The organism is Marseilla massiliensis (assembly GCF_016899955.1).
In the GTDB taxonomy this organism is placed as follows: Bacteria; Bacteroidota; Bacteroidia; order Bacteroidales; family Bacteroidaceae; genus Prevotella; species Prevotella intestinigallinarum.
The window spans coordinates 116,821-141,140 of sequence record NZ_JACJJL010000004.1 but is presented as its reverse complement, the minus strand read 5'-3'; the positions used below and the strand labels follow the sequence as shown (position 1 = coordinate 141,140).

The following is a 24,320-nucleotide window of genomic DNA, read 5'->3' as shown; positions in this document are numbered from 1 at the left end:
AGACAAAAAGGAAAAATGAACATAGAAGGATTGGACTACAACACCCAGCGCGAGCCGTTGCTCATGCCTGAATACGGCCGCGAGATACAGAAGATGGTCGACTATGCCGTCACCCTGCCCGACAGGGGCGAGCGGCTGCGTTGCGCCGAGACCATCGTAAGGATGATGATAACCAAGGTGCCCCAGTTGCGCGAAAACGCCAACTATGAGCAGACGCTTTGGGACCACCTGTACCTCATGAGTCACAAACAGCTCGACATAGACTGGCCCTACGACGTGTCGGAGGCAGAGAAGATTCTCGGCAAGCCCGAGCCCATGGCCATGCCGAAAAAGGGCAGCCATGTGCGCCTGCGCCACTACGGACGGCTTATTGAAGAGATGTTTGAGAAGCTCAAGGCCATGCCCGAGGGCGAGGAACGCGACGAGCTGGTGCGCATAACGGCCAACCAGATGAAGCGCGACCTGGCTGCCTGGGGGCACGGGTCGATGGACGACGAGCGCGTGGCGGCCGACCTGGCACGCTTCACCGACGGCAAGGTGCAGCTCGACCTCGGCACCATGAGGCTCGACCGCATGCCGGCTGCATCCGCAGGCGACGTGCAGCGCAGGAAGAAACGCAAATAACCGGGCGTCGGCATGGCATCATTCTTGATTGAGGGCGGCCATCCGCTCAGTGGAACCATAACGCCGCAGGGAGCCAAGAACGAGGCTCTCGAGGTGATTTGCGCAACCCTCCTCACTGCCGACGAGGTGGTAATACGCAACATTCCCGACATACGCGACGTCAACAACCTGATACTTCTGCTCAAGGACATTGGCGTGAAGGTAGACCGCCGGGGGCGCAACGAGTATGCATTCAGGGCCGACGACCTCGACCTGGGCTTCCTCGGCAGCGACGAGTTTGTGCGCAAGTGCTCGGCGTTGCGCGGCAGCGTGCTTCTGATAGGCCCGCTGCTGGCCCGCTTCGGCAAGGCTGTCATTGCCACGCCGGGCGGCGACAAGATAGGGCGGAGGCGCCTTGACACCCACTTCCTCGGCTTCAAGGCCCTGGGGGCGGAGTTCCGCCACATCGAAGACCGCAACGTTTACGAGATAGGGGCCGACCGGCTGAAGGGCTGCTACATGCTGCTCGACGAGGCTTCGGTCACCGGCACGGCCAACATCATCATGGCCGCCGTCTTCGCGCGGGGCACCACCACCATATATAATGCGGCTTGCGAGCCATACATACAGCAGCTGTGCCACATGCTCAACCGCATGGGGGCGAGCATCAGCGGCATTGCCAGCAACCTGCTCACCATCGTCGGCACCGACGGGCTGCACGGAACAGTCCACGACATACTGCCCGACATGATTGAGGTGGGCTCGTTCATCGGCATGGCCGCCATGGCCGGCAACGGCGTGCGCATAAAAGACGTGTCGCTGCGCAACCTCGGCATCATACCCGAGGCCTTCCGTAGGCTTGGCATAAAGATGGGCATTGAGGGCGACGACATAGTGATACCGAAGCAAAGCCATTACCAGATCGAATCGTTCATAGACGGGACGATAATGACTCTGGCCGATGCTCCGTGGCCGGGGCTGACGCCCGATTTGCTGTCGGTGCTCATCGTTGTGGCCACACAGGCGCGAGGCAGCGTGCTCTTCCACCAAAAGATGTTTGAGAGCAGGCTCTTCTTCGTCGACAAGCTCATCGACATGGGGGCGCAGATAATACTGTGCGACCCGCACCGGGCTGTCGTTGTGGGGCACGACCACCACAGGAGGCTGCGCGCAGGGCGCATGGCCAGCCCGGACATAAGGGCCGGCATAGCCCTGCTCATAGCTGCCATGAGCGCCTGCGGCACGAGCCGCATAGACAACATAGAGCAGATAGACCGTGGCTATGAGGATATAGAGGTGCGCCTCAACAACCTCGGGGCCCGGATTGAGCGCATAAGCTGAGCTCCGGACGGGGCGCATGCGCCGGGGCGACAGGCATGCAGACGTGGCGCGGCGCGGCCCCGGCTGGCGCTGAAGGCTGCCAAACAACAGTGACAGATGATAAGACAAGAAGACGTTTACAGGATTGGCCGCATCGGACGGCCGCACGGGGTGAAGGGCGAAGTGACGTTCCGTTTCGACGACGACGTGTTCGACCGTGTCGACAGCGACTACCTGGTGCTCTCTGTCGACGGCATACTCGTGCCGTTCTTCATCGAGGAATACCGATTCAAGAGCGGCGAAGTGGCCCTCGTCAAGTTCTGCGACATCGACAGCCAGGACAGGGCCGCCGCCCTGACCGGTTGCGATGTCTACTTCCCGAGGCACCTGGCAGGGGCCGGCGCCGACGAAATGTCGTGGGCGTCGCTGGTGGGCTTCACCCTGGTCGACGCCGTGTCGGGCGGCAGCGTGGGGCGCATCGCTTCGGTAGACGACGCCACTTCAAACATATTGTTTGAGCTCGAGGACGGCCGGTTGGTGCCGGCCGCCGCCGACTTGATTGACGGCGTCGACGCAGAAGGGCGGACAATAACCGTCAGGTTGCCCGAAGGGCTGCTTGACCTGTAGCACCGCCGGGGCCGGCGGGCTGCTTGCGGGCGCACGGCCCGGGGCCGCCTATGAGGCAAGCTATTACATTTTATGAAGCAATGGATAAGAAACAAATAGCCATACTCGGCTCAACAGGGTCGATAGGCACACAGGCTTTGCAGGTGATCGAGGAGCACCCCGATCGTTATGAGGTATATTGCCTGACGGCAAACAACAAGGTTGAACTGCTCGCCGAGCAGGCCCGGAGGTTCAAGCCCGCCGCCGTCGTCATTGCCAACGAGGCCCGCTATGACGAGTTGCGGGCGTTGCTGGCCGACCAACCGGACGTCAAGGTGTACGCCGGGGCGCAGGCCATCGACGGAATAGTGGAGTCCGGGCCCATCGACATGGTGCTCACGGCAATGGTGGGCTTTGCCGGCCTGTCGCCGACGATACACGCCATAAAGCGCGGAAAGACCATCTGCCTGGCCAACAAGGAGACCCTTGTAGTGGCAGGAGAGCTCATCTGCAACCTCGCACGGCGGCATCACGCCGCCATATTGCCCGTCGACAGCGAGCACTCGGCCATTTTCCAGTGCCTGGCCGGCGAGGGCGACGCGCAGATAGAGAAGATATTGCTCACTGCCAGCGGCGGCCCCTTCCGCAACTACACCATCGACCAGCTTGCCACGGTGACCAAGGCCGACGCCCTTCACCACCCGACGTGGGAGATGGGAGCCAAGATTACCATCGACAGCGCAACGATGATAAACAAGGGTTTCGAGGTCATCGAGGCCAAATGGCTGTTCGGTGTCGAGCCAAGACAGATACAGGTGCTCGTCCATCCGCAGTCAATCGTCCACAGCGCGGTGCAGTTCTGCGACGGGGCGGTGAAGGCCCAGCTCGGCGTTCCCGACATGCGGCTGCCCATACAGTATGCTTTCTCGTTCCCGGAGCGCATCCACCTGTCGTCACAGCGGCTCGACCTGTTCAGCCACAAGCTCGAGTTCTTCGAGCCGGACATGGAGAAGTTCCGCTGCCTCTCGCTGGCTTTCGACGCCATAGGGCGCGGCGGCAACATGCCGTGCATACTCAATGCGGCCAACGAAGTGGCCAACCGCGGGTTCCTCGACGACCGCTGCGGCTTCCTGCAGATGGGCGACGTGATAGCCGAGACCATGAACCGAGTGTCCTTCGACCCCAATCCTTCATACGAGACATACGTTGCCACCGATGCCGAGGCACGTCGCGTGGCAGCCGAGATAATGCAGGGCGGCATGCGCCCGTAGCCACATGCCTTGCCGTACGGCCGGGCCCGGCACGCCCGTCCGGACGGAACAGTTAAACCATAGCAATAAAATTATCAATCAACAGCGAAATGGAAATCTTTCTGATCAGGGTATTGCAGTTCATGCTGGCAATATCCATACTGGTTCTTCTGCACGAAGGCGGGCACTTCTTCTTTGCCAAGCTTTTCGGCATTCGCGTCGAGAAGTTCTACCTTTTCTTCGATCCCTGGTTCCATCTCTTTGAGTTCAAGCCCAAGAAAAGCCACACTACATACGGCATCGGGTGGCTTCCTTTAGGCGGCTACTGCAAGATTTCGGGCATGATAGACGAGAGTTTCGACACCGAGCAGATGAAGAAGCCCGCCCAACCGTGGGAATTCAGGACCAAGCCTGCGTGGCAACGGTTGCTTGTGATGGTGGGCGGAGTGTTGGTGAACTTCCTCCTCGCCCTGTTCATCTATTCGATGATACTGTTCCACTGGGGCGACACTTACATCCCGGTGAGGAACATGACGCACGGCATGGTGTTCAATTCAGACGCCAAGGCCCTCGGTTTCAAAGACGGAGACATACTGATAGGCACAGAGAAGGGTGAGTTCAAGGATTTCAACGCCGACCTTTACCGCGACCTGTCCGAGGCGCGCCGTGTCGACATAGTGCGCCAGGGCAAGGCCATGAGCCTCAGTCTGCCGGGCGACCTCAACATGCTTGACATGCTGCAGAAGCAGCCGTCGTTTGTGCGTCCGCTCATCCCGGCAGAGGTAGACAGCGTGCTCCCCGGTTCGGCGGCATCCCGGATGGGCATGCGCCGGGGCGACATGGTGGTGGGCATCAATGGTGTCAAGGTAGGCTCGTGGAATGCCTTCACCGACGAGATAGGCCGGTTGAGCGACGTGCTTGCCGTGGCCAAGACCCCGGCCGACAGCATAAAGGTGCGCCGTGCCACCCTGGTCATCGACCGCGGCGGGCGCCTTGACACCTCCAGCGTGGTGCTTTCGGCCGACCTGAAGGTAGGCTTTACCGTCAAGATGACCTCGGCCATCTACCAGCCCGTCACAAAGCGTTATGGCTTCTGGGAGAGTTTCCCGGCCGGCGTGGTGTATGGCGTCGACGTGCTGAAGGGATATGTCAGCGACATGAAGTATGTGTTCACTGCCGACGGGGCCAAGTCGCTCGGCGGCTTCGGGGCCATAGGCAGTCTCTTTCCGCCCACGTGGGACTGGTACATGTTCTGGAAGATGACGGCATTCCTAAGCATCATACTCGCCTTCATGAACATATTGCCCATCCCCGCGCTCGACGGCGGCCACGTGCTCTTCCTGCTCTATGAGATGATAACGCGCCGCAAGCCCAGCGAAAACTTCATGATACGCGCCGAGTATGTGGGCTTTGCCATCCTCATACTGCTCATGCTGGTTGCCAACCTCAACGACATACTGCGTTGGCTCGGCTATATGTAGCGCCCTGAGCGCCCCGGACAAGCCTGGCTTGTGGCGCCGGGCTGCGGCTGCCGCCGGCAGGACGGGCGGCCGGCACGGCTGTTGCCGCATGCGGCCGGCAACGTCGGGATGCATCGAGTGGCCAGAAACACATTGAGGCCACGCCCATGGCACATGGGCGTGGCCTGCACATGGCAAAACAGGATTAGTCTTTTATCATTATTCATTATTCATAACAAACGCATGAGTCTTAACATCGAAAGAAACGGAAAGAAGCGGGTCGTAATCGTTGGCGGCGGCTTCAGCGGGCTCAAGGTGGCCAACAAGCTGCGCCATTCGGGTCTGCAGGTGATACTGATAGACAGGAACAACTATCACCAGTTTCCCCCACTGATCTATCAGGTGGCATCGGCCGGGATGGAGCCGAGTTCGATATCGTTCCCGTTTCGCAAAATTTTCCAGCGCAGCCGCGACGTTTATTTCCGCATGGCAGAGCTGCGCGCCATTTACCCGGAGAAGAAACTGATACAGACTTCCATCGGCAAGGTAGACTACGACTACCTCGTGCTGGCGGCGGGAACGACCACAAACTTCTACGGCAACGCCAACGTTGAGCGCGAGTCGATGCCGATGAAGACCGTGGCCGAGGCCATGGGACTGCAGAACGCCATACTGTCGAACCTCGAGCGCTCCATCACCTGCGCCGAGAAAGTGGAGCAGCAGGAGTTGCTCAACGTGGTCATTGTGGGCGGCGGCGCCACCGGCGTCGAGGTTGCCGGCGTGCTCTCGGAGATGAAGCGCACCATATTGCCGCGCGACTACCCCGACCTTGACCCCTCGCTGATGAACATCTACCTCATAGAGGCCGGCGGGAGGCTGCTCTCGGGCATGTCGCCCGAGTCGTCGGAGGCCGTCGAGAACTTCTTGCGCAACATGGGCGTCAACGTGCTGCTGCACAAGATGGTGACCGATTTCCGCGACCACAAGGTGATATTGGCCGACGGCAGCTCCATCGCCACGCGCACTTTCATCTGGGTGAGCGGCGTGGCCGGCTCGGAGGTTGGCAACATCGCCAAGGAGCACTTGGGCCGCGGGCGCCGCATATTGGTCGATGAGTTCAACCGGGTGCCCGGCATGGACGGCGTGTTCTGCATCGGAGACCAGTGCCTTGTCGAGGGCGACCCCGACTATCCCGGCGGCCATCCGCAGCTGGCACAGGTGGCTATACAGCAGGGCGCCAACCTGGCGCGCAACATACGGCGACTGGAGCGCGGGCGCGAACTGCGCCCCTTCCGCTACCGCAACCTCGGCTCGATGGCCACGGTGGGCCGCAACAAGGCCGTGTGCGAGTTTGCCGGGCTGAAGCTCAGCGGCTTCGTGGCATGGGTGATGTGGCTCGTTGTCCACCTGCGCTCAATCCTCGGAGTGAAGAACAAGGTAGTGGTGCTGCTCAACTGGATGTGGAACTACTTCAACTACAACCAGTCGCTGCGCATGATTTTCTATCCCACAAAGCCCAAGGAGGTGCGCGACCGCGAGCAGCGTGAGGCCACCATGCACTGGGGCGACGACTTGCAGGGAGACAAGGCGTAGGCCGGCGTGCCCCTTCGCGGGGCCGTTGCCGTGAACCATCCGGCCACGGCCGTAACCCGCTGTGTTACAGATAGCTTGTGAAACGTGCCGTTCGGTATTGCCGAAAGGCACGTTTTGTGTTTCAAAACGGCCCATTTGGCATCACGTTTCGGGCCGTTTTGCGGCGTGGCGCCAGCCGTGGCCGCTGCCCGGGGCTACACTGCCACCGCGGCAGGCTGGGCCGCAGGCAGCCCGGGGCAGGCCGCAGGCAAAGGCCGGTTTTTGCTTCTTTAACATCCGGCAGCCGCAAATCTTCGTGAAACTTAACTATCTTTGCAAGATGGAAAAATTCGCTGACATAAAGGTAATCGCCTTTGACGCTGACGACACACTGTGGGATTGCCAGTCGTACTTCGACGATGTGGAACGCGAGTATTGCCGCTTGCTCGCGCCCTACGCCCCGGCCGACACCGTGTCGGCCTCGCTGTTTGCCACCGAAGAGGCCAACATGCCGCTGCTGGGATATGGCTGCAAGGCTTTTGTGCTGTCGCTGATAGAGAATGCCGTGAGGCTGAGCGGCGGCCGGGTAGACGGCACCGTGGTCGGCGAACTGCTCCGGCTGGGCAAGCGGCTGCTCGAGTTGCCGGCCACGCCGCTGCCAGGCGTCGAGGCCACGCTGGCCGCCCTCTATGAGCAGGGGCGCTACAGGCTCGCCGTGTTTACCAAAGGCGAGCTGCTCGACCAGCAGAACAAGCTGCGCCGCTCGAGGCTCGAGAAGTATTTCCAGCACGTGGAAATAGTGTCCGACAAGACCGAGCGGGCCTTCCTCAACCTGTGCCGCCGAATGCGTGTGGCCCCCGGCAGTGTGCTCATGGTGGGCAATTCGCTCAAGAGCGACGTGGCCCCGGCACTGGCGGCAGGGGCACGGGCCGTACACATACCGTTTCACGTGACATGGAAGCTCGAGCAGGTTGAAGACTTCGAGCATACGCACATGGTGCGCATAGAGCGCTTCGCCGACTTGCTCGCCTACGTGTGAGCGGCCCCACAGGCTAATCCTTTTATATTCGACTAAACCAACGCACAGACAATGAACTACGCCATCTCATCACTACCACTCGCCTTGCGGCGCATGGCAACGTTGGCCATGGGCGCAATGATGGCCTTGGCCGTGGTGTCGTGTGACGACGACACCGACGAGCCCGACCCCGTGACGCCGCCTGCCACGGTGAGCCGCACGTTGCTGATGTACCTGCCATGGTCTACCGACCTGACCAATTATTTCTACAACAACATATCCGACATGAAGAAAGCCATAGAGGCCCAGGGGCTCGACGGCCAGCGGGTGCTGGTCTTCATGTGCACCACGGCCACCGAGGCGCAGCTGTTCGAGCTCGTGCCCGACGGCTCCGGCTGCCGCCAAGTGAAGCTCAGGGATTACTCGTCGCCATCGTACACCACTGCCGAGGGCATAGCCTCGATACTTGCCGACGTCAAGGCCGAGGCGCCGGCCGAGCACTATGCCATGACAATAGGCTGCCACGGCATGGGCTGGGTGCCCGTCAGCCAGTCCAGGGCAATGCGCTTGGCGCCACGGCAGGGCTACCACTGGGATGCCGGCGGAGGGCCGCTGACCCGCTTCTTCGGCGGGCGGACGCCCAGCGTGCAGACCGACATCACCACGCTGGCAGAGGGGATAGAGGGCGCCGGCATGCACCTCGACTTCATACTCTTCGACGACTGCTACATGTCGTCGGTCGAGGTGGCCTACGACCTGCGCCACGTCACCGACTATCTAATAGCCTGCCCCACCGAGATAATGGCCTACGGGATGCCTTATGCCGAGGTGGGGGCCGAGCTGCTCGGCGAGCCCGACTATGAGGCCGTGTGCTCCAAGTTCCTCGATTTCTACAGTTCTTACACCTATCCTTACGGCACCATCGGCGTGACGCGCACCTCAGAGCTCGACAGCCTGGCCCGCGTGTTGCGCAAGATTGAGGCGGCCTGCGACCTCGACGCCTCGCTGCTGCCCAGCCTGCAGCGCATGGACGGATACCGCCCGCCCATATTCTACGACCTTGGCGACTATGTGGCAGCCCTCTGCACCGACACGGCGCTGCTGTCAGAGTTTGAGGGGCAGCTCGACAGGGCGGTGCCCTACAAGGCCCATACCCCGCAGTATTACTCGGCATTCAGCGGGGCCGAGGACATCAGGGCCTACTCGGGCATTACCACCTCGGCGCCCACCACGAGCAGCTATGCCGCCGACTGGGCCGCCACGTCGTGGTATGAGGCCACCCACTGACATTAAAAACACATGTTGTTGCAAACGATGCGATGGCATGAAAAAGATATTCTTGCTGGTTGTCCTGGTGGCGCTGATGCCGCCCGGTGGCTTGGGCCGCCTATTCGCGGGCGAAAGGCCACGCGTCATTGTCACTACCGACGGCGAGGCCGACGACAAGGCTTCGATGGTGAGGTTTCTGCTCACGTGCAATGAGTTTGACGTGGAAGCCATAGTGAACAGCAGTTCCGAGTTCCACTGGTTGGGCGGCCGGGGCAGGAATGCCCTCTAGCCCGTGGACTGGGGGCGCGATTACATAAGGCTGTACGCCCGCGTCTATGGCAACCTAAAGACGCATTCGCCCCATTACCCCCATCCCGACAGCCTGCTCGCCCGGTGGCGCGTGGGCAACATCAGCGGCGTGGGCGAGGACGGCCTGCGCACCGAAGGGGCCGAGTTTATAGCCGGGATATTGCTCGACGACACCGACCCGCGCCCCGTGTGGGTGCAGGCTTGGGGCGGCTGCAACACCATATCGCGAGCTTTGCGCATAATAAGAGGAGGAGCATCCCGGGCGCATGGCCGAGGTGGCGGCGCGCATGAGGCTGTTTCTTATATGGGAGCAAGACAGCACTTAACAGCGGTACATCAGGCCGCATTGGGAGAGGTTTGGCATCACAACAATCATTTCCGACCAGTTTGACTGCATGGCCTACATCTGGCCGAAGGTGCTGCCGGCCGACGTCAAGCCTTTCTTCGGGGCCGAATGGATGACCGGAAACATCATCGAAGGCCACGGGCCGCTGTGCGCTGCCTATGAAAACAAAAACGGGGCGTTCAACGGCGAGGGCGACACGCCGGCCTTCCTGCACGCCATCCCCAACGGACTGCGCAGCCTCGAGTCGCCTTCCTACGGCGGATGGGGCGGGCGCTACGAGCCGGTGAGGGCCAATGTGTGGATGGACATACCGCCTGCCGGCGGCTACGGCCACCCCGACGGGCAGTGGGGCTTTGCCAACAGCTGGTCGAAGATGATGGAGCACTGGGCCTACCCCGACTTGGTGGCCGTGCGCACGGCTTACTTCAAGCCAATATGGAGGTGGCTCAAGGATGTGCAGAACGATTTTGCAGCTCGGGCCGACTGGTGCGTGAAGGGATATGCCGAGGCCAACCACCACCCCGTGGTGAGCCTGGTAGACACGCCTGCCGACATCTGTGCCAGGCCGGGCGAGGCCCTGACGCTCGACGCAACGGCCTCGGCCGACCCCGACGGCGACCGACGGGCTTTCCGTTGGTGGCATTATGCCGAGGCCGGCACATACCGCGGCCAAGAAATAAGTGGCGGCTGCGTGCCCAAGGTGGGCGTAGTGGCGCCGTCCGACGCAAAGCCCGGCGACACCATCCATTTTGTTTGCACCGTGACCGACGACGGTACGCCGGCGCTCACCCGCTATGCCCGCGTGGTCGTGACGGTGAGGTGAGCCTGCGGCATTGCCCCCGGCCAAAGCCCGGCCTATGGCCTTGCCGCGGCGATTGCGGCGCGCGTAGAGCCCCATGTTGCCCTGACGCCGGTTTGGCCTCAGTGCCATTGAATTGCGAAAAGGGCCGTCTTGCACTGCAAAACGGCCTGTTTCATGTAGCAATACCTGCCGTTTTACACTTCAAAACGGCAGGTATTGCTATTCTGTTGACTGCCAGGCGTTTGCCAAGGCTGCTAATGGGCCGTTCCGGCGTCGGCCGGTCTGCTCGCCAGTCGTTGCTCCCTTACGTATACGGTGATGGCGTTGTTGCCGCAGACGGTGTGGCTCTTCACCGCCAGGCAGTCGGGCAGCGTGGCGGCGCGGGTGCCGCGGTGCAGGGCCAGGGGGGCCGTCTCAACGCGTATCTCGTCCCACAGCCCGCGCTCAATGAAGGCCCGGTGGGTGGCGGCCCCGCCCTCCACGAGCAGCGACTGCAGGCTGTCGGCCCGGCACTCGGCCAATATGGCGTCGATGTCGTGGCTGTGGCTCAGCACCATGCGGCGCGGGGCGGGCCCGCTCCAGTGGCGTATGTTGAGCTGCGGGTGGTCGCGCTCGTCGGTGACGCGGCCCACCACGATGGCCTGGCACTCTGTGCGCAGTTTGTGGGCAAGCATCTGTGTGAACGGTGTTGATATCATCGTGGGGCGGAAGCCGCTGTCGATGAACCCGTCGGCCGACTGCGCCCATTTCAGCGTGATGTAGGGCCGGCCTAGCGTTTGGAACGTGAAGAAGCGGCGGTTGAGCTCGGCGCACTCGCGCTCAAGCACACCGACGGTGACGTCGACGCCTGCGTCGCGCAGCTTGCGTATGCCCATTCCGTGCACTTTGGCGAACGGGTCGACACACCCGACCACCACGCGCCGCACCCCTTTCCTTATTATCAGGTCGGCGCAGGGCGGTGTCTTGCCATAGTGGGCGCAGGGCTCCAGGCTTACATACATGGTCGATTCGGCGAGCAGGGCCTCGTCGGCCGGGGCCACAGATGCAAAGGCGTTCACCTCGGCGTGGCCCTGGCCGCAGTGCCGGTGGCAGCCTTCGCCTATTATCCTTCCGCCCGGAGCCACTATCACCGCGCCCACCATGGGGTTGGGCCGGGCTCCGTACATGCCGCAGGCAGCCAGCTGCAGGCAGCGGCGCATGTATATTTTGTCTTCTTTCATTTGGTTTTTGTGGCTTAATTTGTTACTTTTGCATCATGACTTACGACGACCTTTGGCGGCCGCTGGCTGCCATCTATGGCAGCGGCGAGGCCCGGGCCATCGTGCGCTATGTGCTTGAAGAGCGTTTCGGCTTGTCTGTAGCCGACATTTATTGCGGCAAAGTTACACAATTATCTCCAGACGACCAGCGCCTGATGGGCGAAATGATGGAGCGCCTCTTGCGCTCCGAGCCTGTGCAGTATGTGCTCGGCCATGCCGACTTCTGCGGGCGGGCGTTCTCCGTGGGGCCCGGTGTGCTCATACCGAGGCCCGAGACCGAAGACCTGTGCCTGTGGGTTGAGCAGGGCCTGGCCGCCAGGGGATGCGCCTCGCCGGCCTTGCTCGACATCGGCACCGGCAGCGGCTGCATAGCCGTCACGCTGGCGCTCGACGTGGCTGGGGCTGCCGTGTCGGCGTGGGATGTGTCTGCCGACGCCTTGCAGGTGGCCTCGGGCAATGCCGGGAGGCTGGGCGCACGTGTAGGCTTTGCCCTTGTCGACGCCCTCGACCCGCCGGCCCACACGGCAATGTGGGACGCGGTGGTGAGCAATCCGCCCTACGTGCGCCTTGGCGAGCGCGCCGCCATGGCGCGCAACGTGTTGGACTACGAGCCCGCCGGGGCCCTTTTCGTGCCCGACGCCGACCCGCTGCTCTTCTACCGGGCCATAGCGCGCTACGCCAAGGCGGCCCTGCGCCCGGGCGGCGAGCTGTATTTTGAAATCAACGAGGCACTGGCCGGCGAGATGCGCAGCCTGCTGCTGGCAGAGGGCTTTGCCACGGCAGAGGTGCGCAACGACAGGTATGGCCGGCCGAGGTTTACGAAATCTACATTGGAATGACTTCAGGAGAAATGCCAGAAAAGGAGGCGCTGCTGCGCCTCACCACCCTTTGCTCGCAGGCCGAGCACTGCTCGGGCGAGATGGAAGACAAGATGAGGAAGTGGGGTATGGCCCCCGATGCGCAGGCACGGGTGATGGAATACCTCACGAAAAACAAGTTTGTCGACGATGAACGTTACGCCAGGGCCTTCGCCCTCGACAAGATTCGGTACAACAAGTGGGGGCGGCGGAAGGTGGAGCAGGCCCTGTGGGCCAAGCGTATCGACGAGCCCACAAGGCAGCTCGTGCTGGGAGAGATAGCCGACGACGAGTATCTGGCCGTGCTGCGCCCACTGCTCAAAAGCCGCGGCCGCAGCATCAAGGCAGCCGACAGATATGAGTTGAACCGCAAGCTGGTGCGCTTTGCGCTGGGCCGGGGCTTCGACTATGCGCTCATACGCCGCTGCATCGACGTGCCCGACGACATCGACGAGGGCTATGGGGGTGAGTTTGTGGAGTAGGGTGCTCGACTTCGTGTCGCCGAGGCTGTGCGCCGTCTGCGGCAGCCGGCTGTCGGTCACCGAGCACGCGCTGTGTTCGGCCTGCTGCCTCAGGCTGCCCCGCACCGGCTTCTGCCTCAGGCCATACGACAACCCCGTGGCCCAGGCTTTCTGGGGGCAGGCCGACGTGGAGCGTGCGGCGTCGTTTTTCTATTTCGAACCCCATTCGGAGGTGAGCCGCATGATATACTCGCTGAAGTACAAAGGGCGCCCCGACATAGGCGTAGCGCTGGGACGGCTTGCCGCCGGCGAGTTCATGGCGGCCGGCTTCTTCGACGGCGTGGATGTCATAGTGCCGGTGCCGCTGGCAAGGAAGCGGCTCCGCGAGCGTGGCTACAACCAGAGCGCCGAGGTGGCGGCAGGGGTTAGCTCGCTCACGGGCATACCGGTAGATGAGCGCAGCGTCTGTCGCAAGGCCTTCAAGACAAGCCAGACGAAACTCGGACGGTGGGAACGGCTTGGCAACGTGAGCGGCCTCTTCGAGGTAAGGCGGCAGGAAAGGCTGCTGGGAAAGCACGTGCTGCTGGTCGACGATGTGTTCACCACAGGGGCAACCGTCATGGCCTGCGCCTCGGCAGTGGCCGCAGTGCCGGGCACAACTGTCAGCATCATGACGCTCGGCTTTACCAAGTGAATGCCGCAATAATCTTTTTTAACGGCATGAAGCGGTTTCTTTGGCAAATGTTTCCTACCTTTGCAAACTAATACAAACCATTAAACAATGTAATAGATGGACTCTATCAAGACAACATTTGCGGCCAAGCTGCTCGAAGTGAGGGCTATAAAGCTGCAACCCAACAGCCCGTTCACATGGGCATCAGGATGGAAGTCGCCGTTCTACTGCGACAATCGCAAGACGCTGTCGTACCCGAGGCTGCGCAGTTTCGTAAAGACTGAGTTGTGCCACGCCATACAGGAACACTTCCCCGAGGCCGAAGCCATTGCGGGGGTGGCCACGGGTGCCATCGCGCAAGGGGCGCTGGTGGCCGACGAGATGGGCCTGCCCTTCGTCTACGTGCGCAGCAAGCCAAAGGACCACGGGCTGGAAAACCTCATCGAGGGCAACCTTGAGCCGGGCTCAAAGGTGGTTGTCGTCGAAGACTTGGTGTCGACAGGAGGAAGCAGCCTGAAGGCTGTCGAGGCCATAAGGAACAACGGCTGTGAGGTGATAGGCATGGTGGCATCATACACCTATGGCTTCCCTGTGGCCGAAGAAGCCTTTGCCAAGGCCGGCGTAGAGCTCGTCACGCTCACCGACTATGACCACGTGGTGAAGCATGCGCTTGCCATCGGCTACATCAAACCCGAGGATGTGGAGGTCATCCACGAGTGGCGCAAGGACCCGGCAAACTGGAACAACAGATAAACCGATACACCGACGTTGGGGAGGGGGCACGGGCTGAGGCTCCCGTTTGTGTGGGCCGGCGCGCCCGTGTCCTCCCCCCTGTCTTACTACTTACTATTTTCCGACATATTGATGAGCAAGTTTGAAAGCAGCATAAAGCAGATACCATACTCACAGCAGGCCGTTTACGCCATGCTGAGCGACCTGGGCAACATTGAGAAAGTGCGTGACCGCATACCGGAAGACAAGATAAGGGATTTCCGTTTCGACCGCGACACCATCGCGGTGACCGCCCCTCCGGTAGGCGAACTGCGCCTGCGGATAGTGGAACGCGACGAACCGAAGTGCATAAAGTTTGCCACCGAGCAGTCGCCCATACCGTTTGACCTGTGGATACAGGTGCTGCCGGTGACCGACGCCACTTCGAAGATGAAGCTGACGATAAAGGCCGAGCTCAATCCTTTTATCAAAGGGATGGTGCAGGGGCCGCTTAAGGAGGGCGTGGAGAAGATTGCCGACGCCCTGGCGGCCATAAGGTATGAATGAGCCGGCGGGCCTATGCGGGGCCTGCCATGGCCGCACGGCCGGGCTGAAGGCTTTGCATGGCGGCGCTTGATGGTATAGAATGCTGTATACCGAAACAATAACCAACCAAAAATGTCAAACAAACTTTGGGAAAAAGACTTCGAGATTAACAAGGAAATCGAGCGATTCACCGTCGGGCGCGACCGTGAACTCGACCTTTATCTCGCCAAATATGATGTGCTGGGCTCCATGGCCCACATAACGATGCTTGAGAGCATAGGGTTGCTTTCGGCCGATGAGCTGCGCTGCCTGCTGGCTGAGCTTAAGGCCATATACAAGTTGTGCGACGACGGCGGCTTCGTGATTGAAGACGGGGTTGAGGACGTTCACTCGCAGGTGGAGCTGATGCTGACGCGCCGTCTGGGCGACATGGGCAAGAAGATACACAGCGGGCGCTCGCGCAACGACCAGGTGCTGGTAGACCTTAAGCTGTTCACGAGGCATGAGCTGATGGACATCGCCAACGGCATGAAGGCCCTTTTCGATGAGCTGCTGGCCAAGAGCGAGCGCTACAAGGGCGTGCTCATGCCGGGATACACCCATCTGCAGGTGGCCATGCCGAGCTCTTTCGGCCTTTGGTTCGGCGCTTACGCCGAGAGCCTGGCCGACGACATGCTCTTCCTCCAGGCCGCTTACCGCATGACCAACCGCAACCCGCTCGGCTCTGCAGCCGGTTACGGTTCGTCGTTCCCGCTCAACCGCACCATGACCACGCGGCTGCTGGGGTTCGACTCCATGGACTACAACGTGGTGTATGCGCAGATGGGGCGCGGCAAGATGGAGCGCAACGTGGCCTTTGCCATGGCTTCCATCGCCGGGACGCTGGCGAAGCTGGCTTTCGACGCCTGCCTTTTCAACAGCCAGAATTTCTCTTTCGTGCGCCTGCCCAAGGAGTGCACCACCGGCAGCTCCATCATGCCGCACAAGAAAAACCCCGACGTGTTTGAGCTGATACGCGCCAAGAGCAATAAGCTGCAGGCCCTGCCGCAGCAGATAACGCTCATTATGAACAACCTGCCGGTGGGCTATTTCCGTGACCTTCAGATTATTAAGGAGGTGTTCCTGCCCGCTTTCGGCGAGCTGAAAGACTGCCTTGGCATGACGGCATACATCATCAACCGCATGGAGGTGAACGAGCACATACTCGACAACCCGATGTATGATGCCATGTTCTCTGTGGAGGAGGTCAACCGCCTGGCCGCCGCAGGCATGCCCTTCCGCGACGCCTACAAGAAGGTGGGACTGGAGATTGAGGCCGGCACTTTCGTTCCCGACAAGAGCATACACCACACCCACGAGGGGAGCATAGGCAACCTGCAGACCGACTGCATCAGGGCAATGATGGACGACAACATGGAAGGCTTCCACTTCGACAGGATGCTGGAGGCGGAAAGGGCCCTGCTGGCATGAAGGCCGTGGGTTTGTCAATGGCTGCCGCGCTGGTTGCGGCGGTGTCGCTCTGTTCGTGCAGCAAGGCTGAAGAGCAGTTTAGCGACGAGCCCTGCTACTTTGTGTTCGACAACTCTGTACACCAGAACAGCACCCTGGCCACGGCCATGGCCTCCATGTCGCCCGGTGTGTTCTGCCTGGTCAGGGAGACGCGTGAGTCGGGGGCTACCTATTTCGAGTTCACAAACAACCAGGGGCTCTCGTCGAGCAGCATCGCCAACGCCGTCGACATGCAGCGCACGCGGCGGCTGGGCAGGCAGAATGGGCTCATAGTGGGCTACGGCAACGCCGACATCACCTCGCCCGTGTTCTATGCCTACGACGCGCAGTGCCCCGTGTGCTATACGGGCACGGGCATCATTGACCGCGTCTTGACCATCGACAGCCGCGGGATGGCCACCTGCCGCAACTGCAACAGGACTTACGACCTAAACAACGGCGGTTTCATACAGAGCGGCGGGCAGTCGACCGACGCCACCAACAAGCTGGTGCGCTACCACGCTTCCACCACAGGGGCTTTCGGGCAGCTCTTCGTCGGCAACTGAACGTCTCGCAGCCAAGTGCTATAACGCAAAGCGGCTTGCTTCGCCCCGGGGGCGTGCAAGCCGCTTTCTGCATTTTATTTCTCCTCTTCAAAGTCTACGTATTCGCCCTCGTCGTCGGCGAATATCCGCCGGTTGGCGGTGGCCCTGTCGCGTGTGTCTATTATCGTCTCGCCCGTGGCAGTGTGCGCCGTTCCGCCCCCGCGGCCCGATGCTCTGCCGCGCCGGCCGCCGTCGGCCTCGGTGTGCGTCTGCCTGCCGGTGGCTTTGTCGGCCGCCTTTCGGAACATCCGTATGCCCTTGTTGAGCAGATAGGCCCCTACGGCGATGGCTATGACCACCGCGAACAGCAAGAACAGGAGCAGTACTGACAGAAAGTGGAGCATGGCTATTCCCTCCTTTTTACTTGTTTCGGTGCTGTTGCACGGCCGAGAGCAGCATATACCATGCTATGGCCGCGGCCACACCTATGGTGCCCAGAAGGCATATTATTACGATGGAGGTGAGCGCGAAGACATACTTGACTTCGTTGCCGCGCCATCCCCACGTCTTGAACTTGAGCGCAAACATCGGTATTTCAGCCACGAGCAGCCAGCTGCTAACGAGCACCATGGCCACCACGGCCGGGGCGCCCCATGCAGAGGTGGCTATAGTGTCGCCCGCGCCCACTATCAGTGCCGCCCAAAACAGGGTGTTGGCCGGCGTGGGCAGTCCGATGAACGATGTGGACTGGCGCTCGTCGAGGTTGAACTTGGCCAGCCTGAGGGCCGAGAAGGCAGCCATGATGAACGCTGTGTAAGGCAGCACCGCGGCCACGGCCCCAAGCTGTGCGGGCCACGTGGCGGTGGAGAGCAGCGTGAAAGTCATTGCCGAGGGGGCCACGCCGAAAGTGACGTCGTCGGCCAGGGAGTCGAGTTCCTTGCCTATGGGCGACGAAACGCCGAGAAGCCGCGCGCTCATGCCGTCGAAGAAGTCGAACACCGCCCCTATGACGATGAACAGGAATGCCGTCTCGAAGCATCCGAAGAACGCATGGTAGGTGGCTATGCACCCCGATATGAGGTTGCAGCAGGTGATGGTGTTTGGTATGTGCCGTGTTATTCCGTTTGCCATTTTTTGTTTGTTGAATATGCGTTTCATTAGGCTTGCCGATAGCCTCGGCCTTGTCTAACCAAGTGCAAAGATAGCCTTTTTAGTCATAAACTCAGCGTTTTTTTACAAAATGCAATGCAAATTAATGTAAATTCTCACCTCGTCGCTACCCGTCAGTGCCCTCCGTAGCTGAGTCCGACGGGTAATTGTGGCCTTTGGCCGTGGTGCGCCCATTCCCACGTTTTCTGGCCGTCGCCGTCCGGGGGCGCAGGTGCGGGGCTGGTGCCACGGTTGCTGCGGCTGTCGTTGGTGTGCCTGCCGGGGCCGTGGGGCAGGCGGGCGTGGTCGCTGGGCCGCCGTTGTCGGCACATGGCTGTTGTCAATATTCCCGACGATGGCGGCGCCTCCGCGCATCTGCCTGGGCCACAGGGTTTTGCAGGATGGCCTTTCCCGCGTTGCGAAACGGCCGCTTTCATGGTGCAATATACGCCATACGGGCTTGCGGAACGGCCCGTTCCGCAAGCCCGTATGTTGCTGCCAATGGTGGCTTATGCCTGTTTGTCAGTGTTTTTCTTGTCTTTGAGGCGCGCTATCACCGTCAGGTCGCCGGTGGTGGCCTGCCCCATCTTCACGCACACCTCGGTGCCGATGGGCAGGAAAACGTCTACCCTCGACCCGAGCTTTATGAAGCCCAGGTGCTCGTCGATATAGCATTCCTCGCCTTCCTTGGCGTATGTCACGATGCGCCGGGCCATGGCCCCGGCTATCTGGCGGCAGAGGATGTCTTCGCCCTCGGGCGTGGTTATCATCACGTCGGCGCGTTCGTTCTCCTCGCTGGCCTTGGGCAGCCATGCCTTGTGGTAGTTGCCGTCTTGGTGGCGCACAAACTTCACCTTGCCGTCCACGGGAAACCAGTTGGCGTGTACGTTGAACAGGCTCATGAATATAGACACCATGAGCCTGCGGTCGTGGAAATACTCGTGCTCCTCCACTTCCTCGATGACCACTACCTTGCCGTCGGCCGGGGCGACAACAGTGCGCTCCGTGTCGTCGTTGAAGTAGCGGATGGGGCAGCGGTAGAAGTTGAGCACGATGGCCCACGCCGCGCCAAAGACGATGACGAACGACCAGAAAGGTATCTTGGAGTCGCAGAAATGCCAAAGGACGGCTGCCACGGCCACGATGGCCGCCATGCTGTAGACGAGCGTGTCGGTGCCCTCGCGGTGGATTCTGATCTTCTTCAGTTTTCTTATTCTTCTTCCCATGGGGTGCATTTCAGATTGTTTTGATTACTTTGCGGGCCAAGGCGCCGTTCCCGTGCGCTCCGGGCCGCCTGCGGCGGAGCGGCTTTAGCCGATGCAAAGGTAAGGCTTTTTCGTTTATCACGCAAATTTTTGCCTTATTCTTTTGGCCGTCTCGGAGATTAGGCGTAACTTTGAGCCACAAAAACGCAGCCAAATACATTCATAATGCAGGATTTCGTTCATCTTCACGTACATACATATTACTCGATATTAGACGGCCAGTCGAGCATCCAGAAGCTGGTCGACAAGGCCGTGGCCGACGGAATGCGCGGCATGGCAATAACCGACCACGGCGACATGTTCGGCATAAAGGAGTTCTGGGACTATTGCGCGGGAGTCAACTCCAAGCGCAAGAAGGAGGGCCTGGAGCCGTTCAAGCCCATCCTCGGGTGCGAGATGTACGTGGCTCACCATAACAAGGAAGACCGCGCCGGGAAGGAAGACCGGAGCGGTTACCACCTTATAGTGCTTGCCAAGAACTATCTTGGCTACAAAAACCTGATAAAGCTCGTGTCAAACTCGTGGACCGACGGCTTCTATATGCGCCCGCGCACCGACCGTGCCGACTTGGAGCGCCATCACGAAGGGCTCATAGTTTGCTCGGCCTGCATAGCCGGCGAGGTGCCGTCGAAGGTGCTCAAGGGCGACATAGAGGGCGCGCGGGAGGCCGTGCAGTGGTATAAGCGGGTCTTCGGCGACGATTACTACCTCGAGTTGCAGCGCCACGAGGTGAAAGACCCGTCGATACGGGCCAACCGCGAGACCTATCCGTTGCAGCAGCGGGCCAACAGTGTGCTCATGCAGCTGGCCCGCGAGTATGGCGTAAAGATAGTTTGCACCAACGACGCTCACTTTGTCGACCAGGAGAACGCCGAGGCCCACGACCACCTGCTGTGCCTTTCAACGGGCAAAGACCTTGACGACCCCACCCGAATGCTGTACTCAAAGCAGGAGTGGTTTAAGACGAGGGCCGAGATGAACGAGGTGTTCGGCGACCTGCCCGAGGCCATGGCCAACACTCTCGAGGTGCTCGACAAGGTTGAGCTGTACAGCATCGAGCACTCGCCAATCATGCCCTTCTTCCCCATTCCCGAGTCGTTTGGTACCGAGGAGCAGTGGCGGGCCAAGTTCACCGAGGAGCAGCTGTTTGCCGAGTTTACCAGCGACGAGAACGGACAGAACCCGCTTCCGCGCGAAGAGGGCGAGAAGAAGATAGAGAAACTGGGCGGCTACGACAAGCTGTACCGCATAAAGTTCGAGGCAGACTACCTGGCCAAGCTCGCCTACGAGGGCGCCAGGAAACTGTATGGCGACCCGCTCACCGACGAGGTCGAAGAGCGGGTGCGCTTCGAGTTGCACATCATGAAAACCATGGGTTTCCCCGGTTACTTCCTCATCGTGCAGGATTTCATCAACTCCGCGCGCGATGAGCTGGGCGTGATGGTTGGCCCCGGGCGTGGCTCGGCGGCCGGTTCGGTGGTGGCCTACTGCCTCGGGATAACCAAGATAGACCCCATCAAGTATGACTTGCTGTTCGAGCGCTTCCTCAACCCCGACCGAATATCGCTCCCCGATATCGATACCGACTTCGACGACGACGGCCGCGGCAAGGTGCTCGAGTGGGTTGAAGACAAGTACGGGCACGACAACTGCGCCCACATCATAACCTACGGCACCATGGCCACGAAGAACTCGATAAAGGATGTGGCCCGTGTCGAGAAGCTGCCGCTTGAGCAAGCCAACTACCTTTGCAAGCAAATACCAGACAAACTGCCCGACGGGCTGAAGATGAACCTTACCAACGCCATCAAGTGCATACCCGAGTTGCGCGAGGCCGAGGCCAGTCCCGACCCCAAGTTGCACAACACCATGGAGTACGCAAAGATGCTCGAGGGCACTGTTCGCGGCACCGGCATCCACGCATGTGGCTTCATCATCTGCCGCGATCCTATCAGTGACTGGGTTCCCGTGTCCATTGCCGAAGACAAGTCTGACCCGGGCCACAAGCTGAGGTGCACGCAGTATGACGGCCATGTCATCGAGTCGACGGGGCTGATAAAGATGGACTTCCTCGGCCTGAAGACGCTTTCGATACTCAAGGAGGCCGTCGAGAACGTGAGGCTGACCACGGGCAAGGTGATAGACCTCGACACCATACCCATCGACGACCCGCTAACCTACCAGCTGTATTGCGAGGGCCGCACGATAGGAACGTTCCAGTTTGAGTCGCCCGGCATGCAGAAATACCTCAGGGAGCTCCATCCCAGCGTGTTTGAAGACCTCATAGCCATGAACGCCCTCTACCGTCCGGGCCCAATGGACTATATCCCTTCGTTCATAGCGCGCAAGAACGGGAAGGAGGAAATAAGGTATGACATACCCTGCATGGAGAAATATCTCAAGGACACATACGGCATAACAGTCTACCAGGAGCAGGTCATGCTGCTCTCGCGGCAGCTCGCCAACTTCACCAGAGGCGAGAGCGACGCGCTGCGCAAGGCCATGGGCAAGAAGAAGAAGGCCATAGTCGACGCGATGAAGCCAAAGTTCATCGAAGGCGGAAAGGCCAACGGCCACGACCCCAAGGTGCTCGAGAAGATATGGTCTGACTGGGAGAAGTTTGCCTCGTACGCCTTCAACAAGAGCCACGCCACCTGTTACTCATGGGTGTCTTACCAGACTGCCTACCTCAAGGCCCACCACCCGGCGGAGTACATGGCTGCCGTGATGAGCCGAAACCTCGACAACATAACCGAAATAACAAAGCTCATGGACGAGTGCCGGGCCATGGGCATACCCACGCTGGGCCCCGACGTCAACGAGAGCCGCCAGAAATTCAGCGCCAACAAGAAGGGCGAGATACGCTTCGGCATAAGCGCCATCAAGGGCGTGGGCGGCGCGGCGGCCGACGCCATCATCGACGAGCGTGAGAAGAACGGGCCTTACAAAGACGTGTTCGACTTCATGCAGCGTGTCAACCTTGGCGCCGTCAACCGCAAGGGGGTTGAGTCGCTCGTGCTCAGCGGGGCGTTCGACGGCTTCGGGGCAATGAAGCGCGAAGACTTCTTTGCCACCAACGCCAAGGGCGAGGCGTTCATCGACACGCTCGTGCGCTACGGACAGACATACCAGGCGGAGCAGATGCAGATGCGCAACTCGCTCTTCGGCGGCGACAACGAGGTGGCCATAGCCACCCCGCCCATAATAAAGGGCGAGCGATGGAGCGACATCGAGAGGCTGAACCGCGAGCGCGACCTCGTCGGCATTTACCTCTCGGCCCATCCGCTCGATGAATACAAGATTGTGCTCGACAACCTTTGCAACACCCATTGCTCCGAGCTTGCCGACGTGTCGGCGCTGTCCGGGCGTGAGTCGGTGGTCATTGGGGGCATCGTTACGGCCATAAAGTCGAAGTTCACAAAGACGGGAAAACCCTGCGGCTTCGTCACCATCGAAGACTTTGCCGGAAGCGGCGAGCTCGCCATGTTCGGCGAAGAGTGGGGCCGGTGGAGCGGCATGTTCAAGGAAGGGTGCGCCGTATACATAACGGCAAAGTGCCAGCAGCGATACCGCGACAGCAAGTTTTTCGACCTGCGCATACAGAACATCGAATACCTGCAGACCATTAAGGACAAGGCCATCGACAGGATTACCATCTCGCTCAGCGCCGACTTGCTCGACGAGAAGGTGGTCGAGGAGCTCAACGAGATAATTTGCGACAACCCGGGGCAGACAAAGCTCTTCTTCAGGCTGCACGACTCGAGGGGGAAAAACCACGTGCTGTTGCGCAGCCAGAACCGCACCGTCGACGTGAAACGCAACCTCATAGCTTACATAGAGCAAACCCCGGCGCTTGATTACAAGATAAACTGACAGGGCGGAAGGCCAAGGGCGCCATTTGTGGCATGTCTTTTGCTGTCGGGATAGCATGTGAATCAATTCAAGACATTAACAATATAAACGAAAGAGACAATGGAAGTAAAAATCACAAACGAGAATTTCGAGTCGCTGAAGAATGGCGAACTGCCTTTGGTCGTTGACTTCTGGGCAACATGGTGCGGCCCATGCCGCATGATAGCACCTATCGTTGAAGAGCTGGCCAAGGAGTATGACGGCAAGCTCAACGTGGGCAAGTGCGACGTTGAAGAGTGCGAAGACATTGCCGCCGAGTTCGGCATACGCAACATACCGACACTGTTGTTCTTCAAGGGCGGGCAGGTAGTAGACAAGATCGTGGGCGCTGTGTCGAAGCAGAAGCTCGACGAGAAGTTCCAATCTTTGCTCTAAACGGCCATGGCCGACTTTGAGGAAGAGCTGCGGCTCGACGATGAAGAGAACGCGCGCGAGGTGGAATACATTCTCGACGTGCTGCCCGCCGACCTGAAAGAGAAGTACAGCGAGGCCGACCTGCGCTACATGATGGACACCATCGTTGACTATTACTTTGAGAGCGGAGTGCTTGAGGCCGACGCCGACGAGGAGGGTTACGTGGACATCGACCTGCAGAAGGTGGCCGACTATGTGTGCGCCAAGGCATCGGAAGAGGGCCGAGGCGACTTCGATCCGGCCGAGGTGTTCTTCGTGGTGCAGGCCGACATGGACTTCCAGGAGCAAAACCTGGATTGACCTACGCCGCCGGTGGCCGGCTGGTAACGCTGCCTGCAGGCTTCGGCGAATGGCAAACGGGGCGGTGGCTCACGACCTGCGATGGTCGTGTGCCACCGCTGCCGTTTTGTGCCGGTGGCTGTTTGGGCAATGTGCAAGCAAGTCCGCCGGCAATGCCTTTGGCCGTATCGTAACGGAAGAAAATG

23 protein-coding genes and 1 pseudogene are annotated in these 24,320 nt (G+C 60.3%); 20 read left to right on the top strand and 4 right to left on the bottom strand.

The genetic code is table 11. The features are described 5' to 3' along the window. Positions 1 to 15: 15 nt before the first annotated feature. The 10 genes and pseudogenes from H6B30_RS03730 to H6B30_RS16525 all read left to right on the top strand — a co-directional run bounded on the left by H6B30_RS03730 (position 16) and on the right by H6B30_RS16525 (position 10,576). Positions 16 to 624: a DUF4290 domain-containing protein gene (locus H6B30_RS03730; RefSeq protein WP_205108052.1), complete on the top strand. Its 609-nt coding sequence runs from the start codon at positions 16 to 18 to the stop codon at positions 622 to 624. Between the two features lie 12 nt (positions 625 to 636). Next, a complete protein-coding gene (gene murA, locus H6B30_RS03725; protein WP_205108050.1) occupies positions 637 to 1,944 on the top strand; it encodes a UDP-N-acetylglucosamine 1-carboxyvinyltransferase in 1,308 nt (435 codons plus the stop codon). Positions 1,945 to 2,040: 96 nt separating this feature from the next. After that, positions 2,041 to 2,550 (top strand): ribosome maturation factor RimM, encoded by a 510-nt coding sequence (rimM, locus tag H6B30_RS03720; RefSeq protein WP_205108048.1) that lies wholly within the window; start codon positions 2,041 to 2,043, stop codon positions 2,548 to 2,550. Between the two features lie 80 nt (positions 2,551 to 2,630). Then, on the top strand, positions 2,631 to 3,800 hold the full coding sequence (locus tag H6B30_RS03715; protein WP_205108046.1) for a 1-deoxy-D-xylulose-5-phosphate reductoisomerase: 1,170 nt from the start codon (positions 2,631 to 2,633) through the stop codon (positions 3,798 to 3,800). An 89-nt stretch (positions 3,801 to 3,889) separates the two neighbouring features. Then, a complete protein-coding gene (gene rseP, locus H6B30_RS03710) occupies positions 3,890 to 5,260 on the top strand; it encodes an RIP metalloprotease RseP (protein ID WP_205108044.1) in 1,371 nt (456 codons plus the stop codon). Positions 5,261 to 5,482: 222 nt separating this feature from the next. Beyond that, positions 5,483 to 6,832, top strand: coding sequence for an NAD(P)/FAD-dependent oxidoreductase (locus tag H6B30_RS03705; protein WP_205108042.1), 1,350 nt, complete (start codon positions 5,483 to 5,485; stop codon positions 6,830 to 6,832). 319 nt (positions 6,833 to 7,151) lie between these two features. Then, positions 7,152 to 7,850, top strand: a complete 699-nt coding sequence (locus tag H6B30_RS03700) for an HAD family hydrolase (protein ID WP_205108040.1) — start codon at positions 7,152 to 7,154, stop codon at positions 7,848 to 7,850. A 51-nt stretch (positions 7,851 to 7,901) separates the two neighbouring features. Beyond that, entirely contained in the window at positions 7,902 to 9,116 is a 1,215-nt protein-coding gene (locus H6B30_RS03695) for a clostripain-related cysteine peptidase (protein ID WP_239483520.1), read from the top strand. Further along, positions 9,070 to 9,798: pseudogene (locus H6B30_RS16530) on the top strand (nucleoside hydrolase-like domain-containing protein). The gene H6B30_RS03695 and the pseudogene H6B30_RS16530 overlap by 47 nt, the downstream one beginning before the upstream one ends. Next, positions 9,743 to 10,576 (top strand): nucleoside hydrolase-like domain-containing protein, encoded by an 834-nt coding sequence (locus tag H6B30_RS16525; RefSeq protein WP_205108188.1) that lies wholly within the window; start codon positions 9,743 to 9,745, stop codon positions 10,574 to 10,576. The pseudogene H6B30_RS16530 and the gene H6B30_RS16525 overlap by 56 nt, the downstream one beginning before the upstream one ends. A 233-nt stretch (positions 10,577 to 10,809) precedes the next feature. Here the strand turns inward: H6B30_RS16525 and ribD are convergent, their stop codons facing one another. Beyond that, a complete protein-coding gene (ribD, locus tag H6B30_RS03675; RefSeq protein ID WP_205108034.1) occupies positions 10,810 to 11,775 on the bottom strand; it encodes a bifunctional diaminohydroxyphosphoribosylaminopyrimidine deaminase/5-amino-6-(5-phosphoribosylamino)uracil reductase RibD in 966 nt (321 codons plus the stop codon). Positions 11,776 to 11,810: 35 nt separating this feature from the next. On the opposite strand from ribD, the gene prmC reads away from it, so the two are divergent. From prmC to H6B30_RS03640, 7 genes are all read left to right on the top strand, one after another. Further along, complete coding sequence (prmC, locus tag H6B30_RS03670) at positions 11,811 to 12,653, top strand: peptide chain release factor N(5)-glutamine methyltransferase (RefSeq protein ID WP_205108032.1); 843 nt, start codon at positions 11,811 to 11,813, stop codon at positions 12,651 to 12,653. Beyond that, positions 12,650 to 13,153 carry a regulatory protein RecX gene (locus H6B30_RS03665; RefSeq protein ID WP_205108030.1) on the top strand — a complete coding sequence of 168 codons (504 nt, stop codon included), beginning with the start codon at positions 12,650 to 12,652 and terminating at the stop codon, positions 13,151 to 13,153. Before prmC ends, H6B30_RS03665 begins: the two co-directional genes overlap by 4 nt. Further along, a complete protein-coding gene (locus tag H6B30_RS03660; RefSeq protein ID WP_205108028.1) occupies positions 13,131 to 13,826 on the top strand; it encodes a ComF family protein in 696 nt (231 codons plus the stop codon). Before H6B30_RS03665 ends, H6B30_RS03660 begins: the two co-directional genes overlap by 23 nt. A 96-nt stretch (positions 13,827 to 13,922) precedes the next feature. Next, the gene (pyrE, locus tag H6B30_RS03655) at positions 13,923 to 14,558 is read left to right on the top strand and encodes an orotate phosphoribosyltransferase (RefSeq protein WP_205108026.1); all 636 of its coding nucleotides are present in this window, start codon (positions 13,923 to 13,925) and stop codon (positions 14,556 to 14,558) included. Between the two features lie 111 nt (positions 14,559 to 14,669). After that, positions 14,670 to 15,083 carry an SRPBCC family protein gene (locus H6B30_RS03650; RefSeq protein ID WP_205108025.1) on the top strand — a complete coding sequence of 138 codons (414 nt, stop codon included), beginning with the start codon at positions 14,670 to 14,672 and terminating at the stop codon, positions 15,081 to 15,083. Between the two features lie 111 nt (positions 15,084 to 15,194). Then, positions 15,195 to 16,532 carry an argininosuccinate lyase gene (gene argH, locus H6B30_RS03645; protein ID WP_205108023.1) on the top strand — a complete coding sequence of 446 codons (1,338 nt, stop codon included), beginning with the start codon at positions 15,195 to 15,197 and terminating at the stop codon, positions 16,530 to 16,532. Beyond that, positions 16,529 to 17,116, top strand: a complete 588-nt coding sequence (locus tag H6B30_RS03640; protein WP_239483518.1) for a hypothetical protein — start codon at positions 16,529 to 16,531, stop codon at positions 17,114 to 17,116. Before argH ends, H6B30_RS03640 begins: the two co-directional genes overlap by 4 nt. Before the next feature lie 74 nt (positions 17,117 to 17,190). Here H6B30_RS03640 and H6B30_RS03635 read toward each other — a convergent pair whose 3' ends face one another. The 3 genes from H6B30_RS03635 to H6B30_RS03625 all read right to left on the bottom strand — a co-directional run bounded on the left by H6B30_RS03635 (position 17,191) and on the right by H6B30_RS03625 (position 19,470). Further along, entirely contained in the window at positions 17,191 to 17,499 is a 309-nt protein-coding gene (locus H6B30_RS03635; protein ID WP_205108021.1) for a DUF4834 family protein, read from the bottom strand. A gap of 16 nt (positions 17,500 to 17,515) precedes the next feature. Beyond that, complete coding sequence (locus H6B30_RS03630; protein ID WP_205108019.1) at positions 17,516 to 18,226, bottom strand: CDP-alcohol phosphatidyltransferase family protein; 711 nt, start codon at positions 18,224 to 18,226, stop codon at positions 17,516 to 17,518. A 527-nt stretch (positions 18,227 to 18,753) separates the two neighbouring features. Continuing rightward, complete coding sequence (locus H6B30_RS03625; RefSeq protein WP_205108017.1) at positions 18,754 to 19,470, bottom strand: phosphatidylserine decarboxylase family protein; 717 nt, start codon at positions 19,468 to 19,470, stop codon at positions 18,754 to 18,756. A gap of 204 nt (positions 19,471 to 19,674) precedes the next feature. Here H6B30_RS03625 and dnaE point away from each other — a divergent pair, with 204 nt between their 5' ends. The 3 genes from dnaE (at position 19,675) to H6B30_RS03610 (ending at position 24,135) form a co-directional block, all read left to right on the top strand. Beyond that, positions 19,675 to 23,382 (top strand): DNA polymerase III subunit alpha, encoded by a 3,708-nt coding sequence (gene dnaE / locus H6B30_RS03620; RefSeq protein ID WP_205108015.1) that lies wholly within the window; start codon positions 19,675 to 19,677, stop codon positions 23,380 to 23,382. Between the two features lie 99 nt (positions 23,383 to 23,481). Beyond that, on the top strand, positions 23,482 to 23,796 hold the full coding sequence (gene trxA, locus H6B30_RS03615; protein WP_205108013.1) for a thioredoxin: 315 nt from the start codon (positions 23,482 to 23,484) through the stop codon (positions 23,794 to 23,796). A gap of 6 nt (positions 23,797 to 23,802) precedes the next feature. Further along, entirely contained in the window at positions 23,803 to 24,135 is a 333-nt protein-coding gene (locus tag H6B30_RS03610) for a hypothetical protein (RefSeq protein WP_205108011.1), read from the top strand. Positions 24,136 to 24,320 lie beyond the last annotated feature (185 nt).

Coding starts and splice junctions, on each gene's coding strand:
- H6B30_RS03730 (WP_205108052.1), top strand. CDS start 16: ATGAACATAGAAGGATTGGACTACAACACCCAGCGCGAGCCGTTGCTC.
- murA (WP_205108050.1), top strand. CDS start 637: ATGGCATCATTCTTGATTGAGGGCGGCCATCCGCTCAGTGGAACCATA.
- rimM (WP_205108048.1), top strand. CDS start 2,041: ATGATAAGACAAGAAGACGTTTACAGGATTGGCCGCATCGGACGGCCG.
- H6B30_RS03715 (WP_205108046.1), top strand. CDS start 2,631: ATGGATAAGAAACAAATAGCCATACTCGGCTCAACAGGGTCGATAGGC.
- rseP (WP_205108044.1), top strand. CDS start 3,890: ATGGAAATCTTTCTGATCAGGGTATTGCAGTTCATGCTGGCAATATCC.
- H6B30_RS03705 (WP_205108042.1), top strand. CDS start 5,483: ATGAGTCTTAACATCGAAAGAAACGGAAAGAAGCGGGTCGTAATCGTT.
- H6B30_RS03700 (WP_205108040.1), top strand. CDS start 7,152: ATGGAAAAATTCGCTGACATAAAGGTAATCGCCTTTGACGCTGACGAC.
- H6B30_RS03695 (WP_239483520.1), top strand. CDS start 7,902: ATGAACTACGCCATCTCATCACTACCACTCGCCTTGCGGCGCATGGCA.
- ribD (WP_205108034.1), bottom strand. CDS start 11,775: ATGAAAGAAGACAAAATATACATGCGCCGCTGCCTGCAGCTGGCTGCC.
- prmC (WP_205108032.1), top strand. CDS start 11,811: ATGACTTACGACGACCTTTGGCGGCCGCTGGCTGCCATCTATGGCAGC.
- H6B30_RS03665 (WP_205108030.1), top strand. CDS start 12,650: ATGACTTCAGGAGAAATGCCAGAAAAGGAGGCGCTGCTGCGCCTCACC.
- H6B30_RS03660 (WP_205108028.1), top strand. CDS start 13,131: ATGGGGGTGAGTTTGTGGAGTAGGGTGCTCGACTTCGTGTCGCCGAGG.
- pyrE (WP_205108026.1), top strand. CDS start 13,923: ATGGACTCTATCAAGACAACATTTGCGGCCAAGCTGCTCGAAGTGAGG.
- H6B30_RS03650 (WP_205108025.1), top strand. CDS start 14,670: ATGAGCAAGTTTGAAAGCAGCATAAAGCAGATACCATACTCACAGCAG.
- argH (WP_205108023.1), top strand. CDS start 15,195: ATGTCAAACAAACTTTGGGAAAAAGACTTCGAGATTAACAAGGAAATC.
- H6B30_RS03640 (WP_239483518.1), top strand. CDS start 16,529: ATGAAGGCCGTGGGTTTGTCAATGGCTGCCGCGCTGGTTGCGGCGGTG.
- H6B30_RS03635 (WP_205108021.1), bottom strand. CDS start 17,499: ATGCTCCACTTTCTGTCAGTACTGCTCCTGTTCTTGCTGTTCGCGGTG.
- H6B30_RS03630 (WP_205108019.1), bottom strand. CDS start 18,226: ATGGCAAACGGAATAACACGGCACATACCAAACACCATCACCTGCTGC.
- H6B30_RS03625 (WP_205108017.1), bottom strand. CDS start 19,470: ATGGGAAGAAGAATAAGAAAACTGAAGAAGATCAGAATCCACCGCGAG.
- dnaE (WP_205108015.1), top strand. CDS start 19,675: ATGCAGGATTTCGTTCATCTTCACGTACATACATATTACTCGATATTA.
- trxA (WP_205108013.1), top strand. CDS start 23,482: ATGGAAGTAAAAATCACAAACGAGAATTTCGAGTCGCTGAAGAATGGC.
- H6B30_RS03610 (WP_205108011.1), top strand. CDS start 23,803: ATGGCCGACTTTGAGGAAGAGCTGCGGCTCGACGATGAAGAGAACGCG.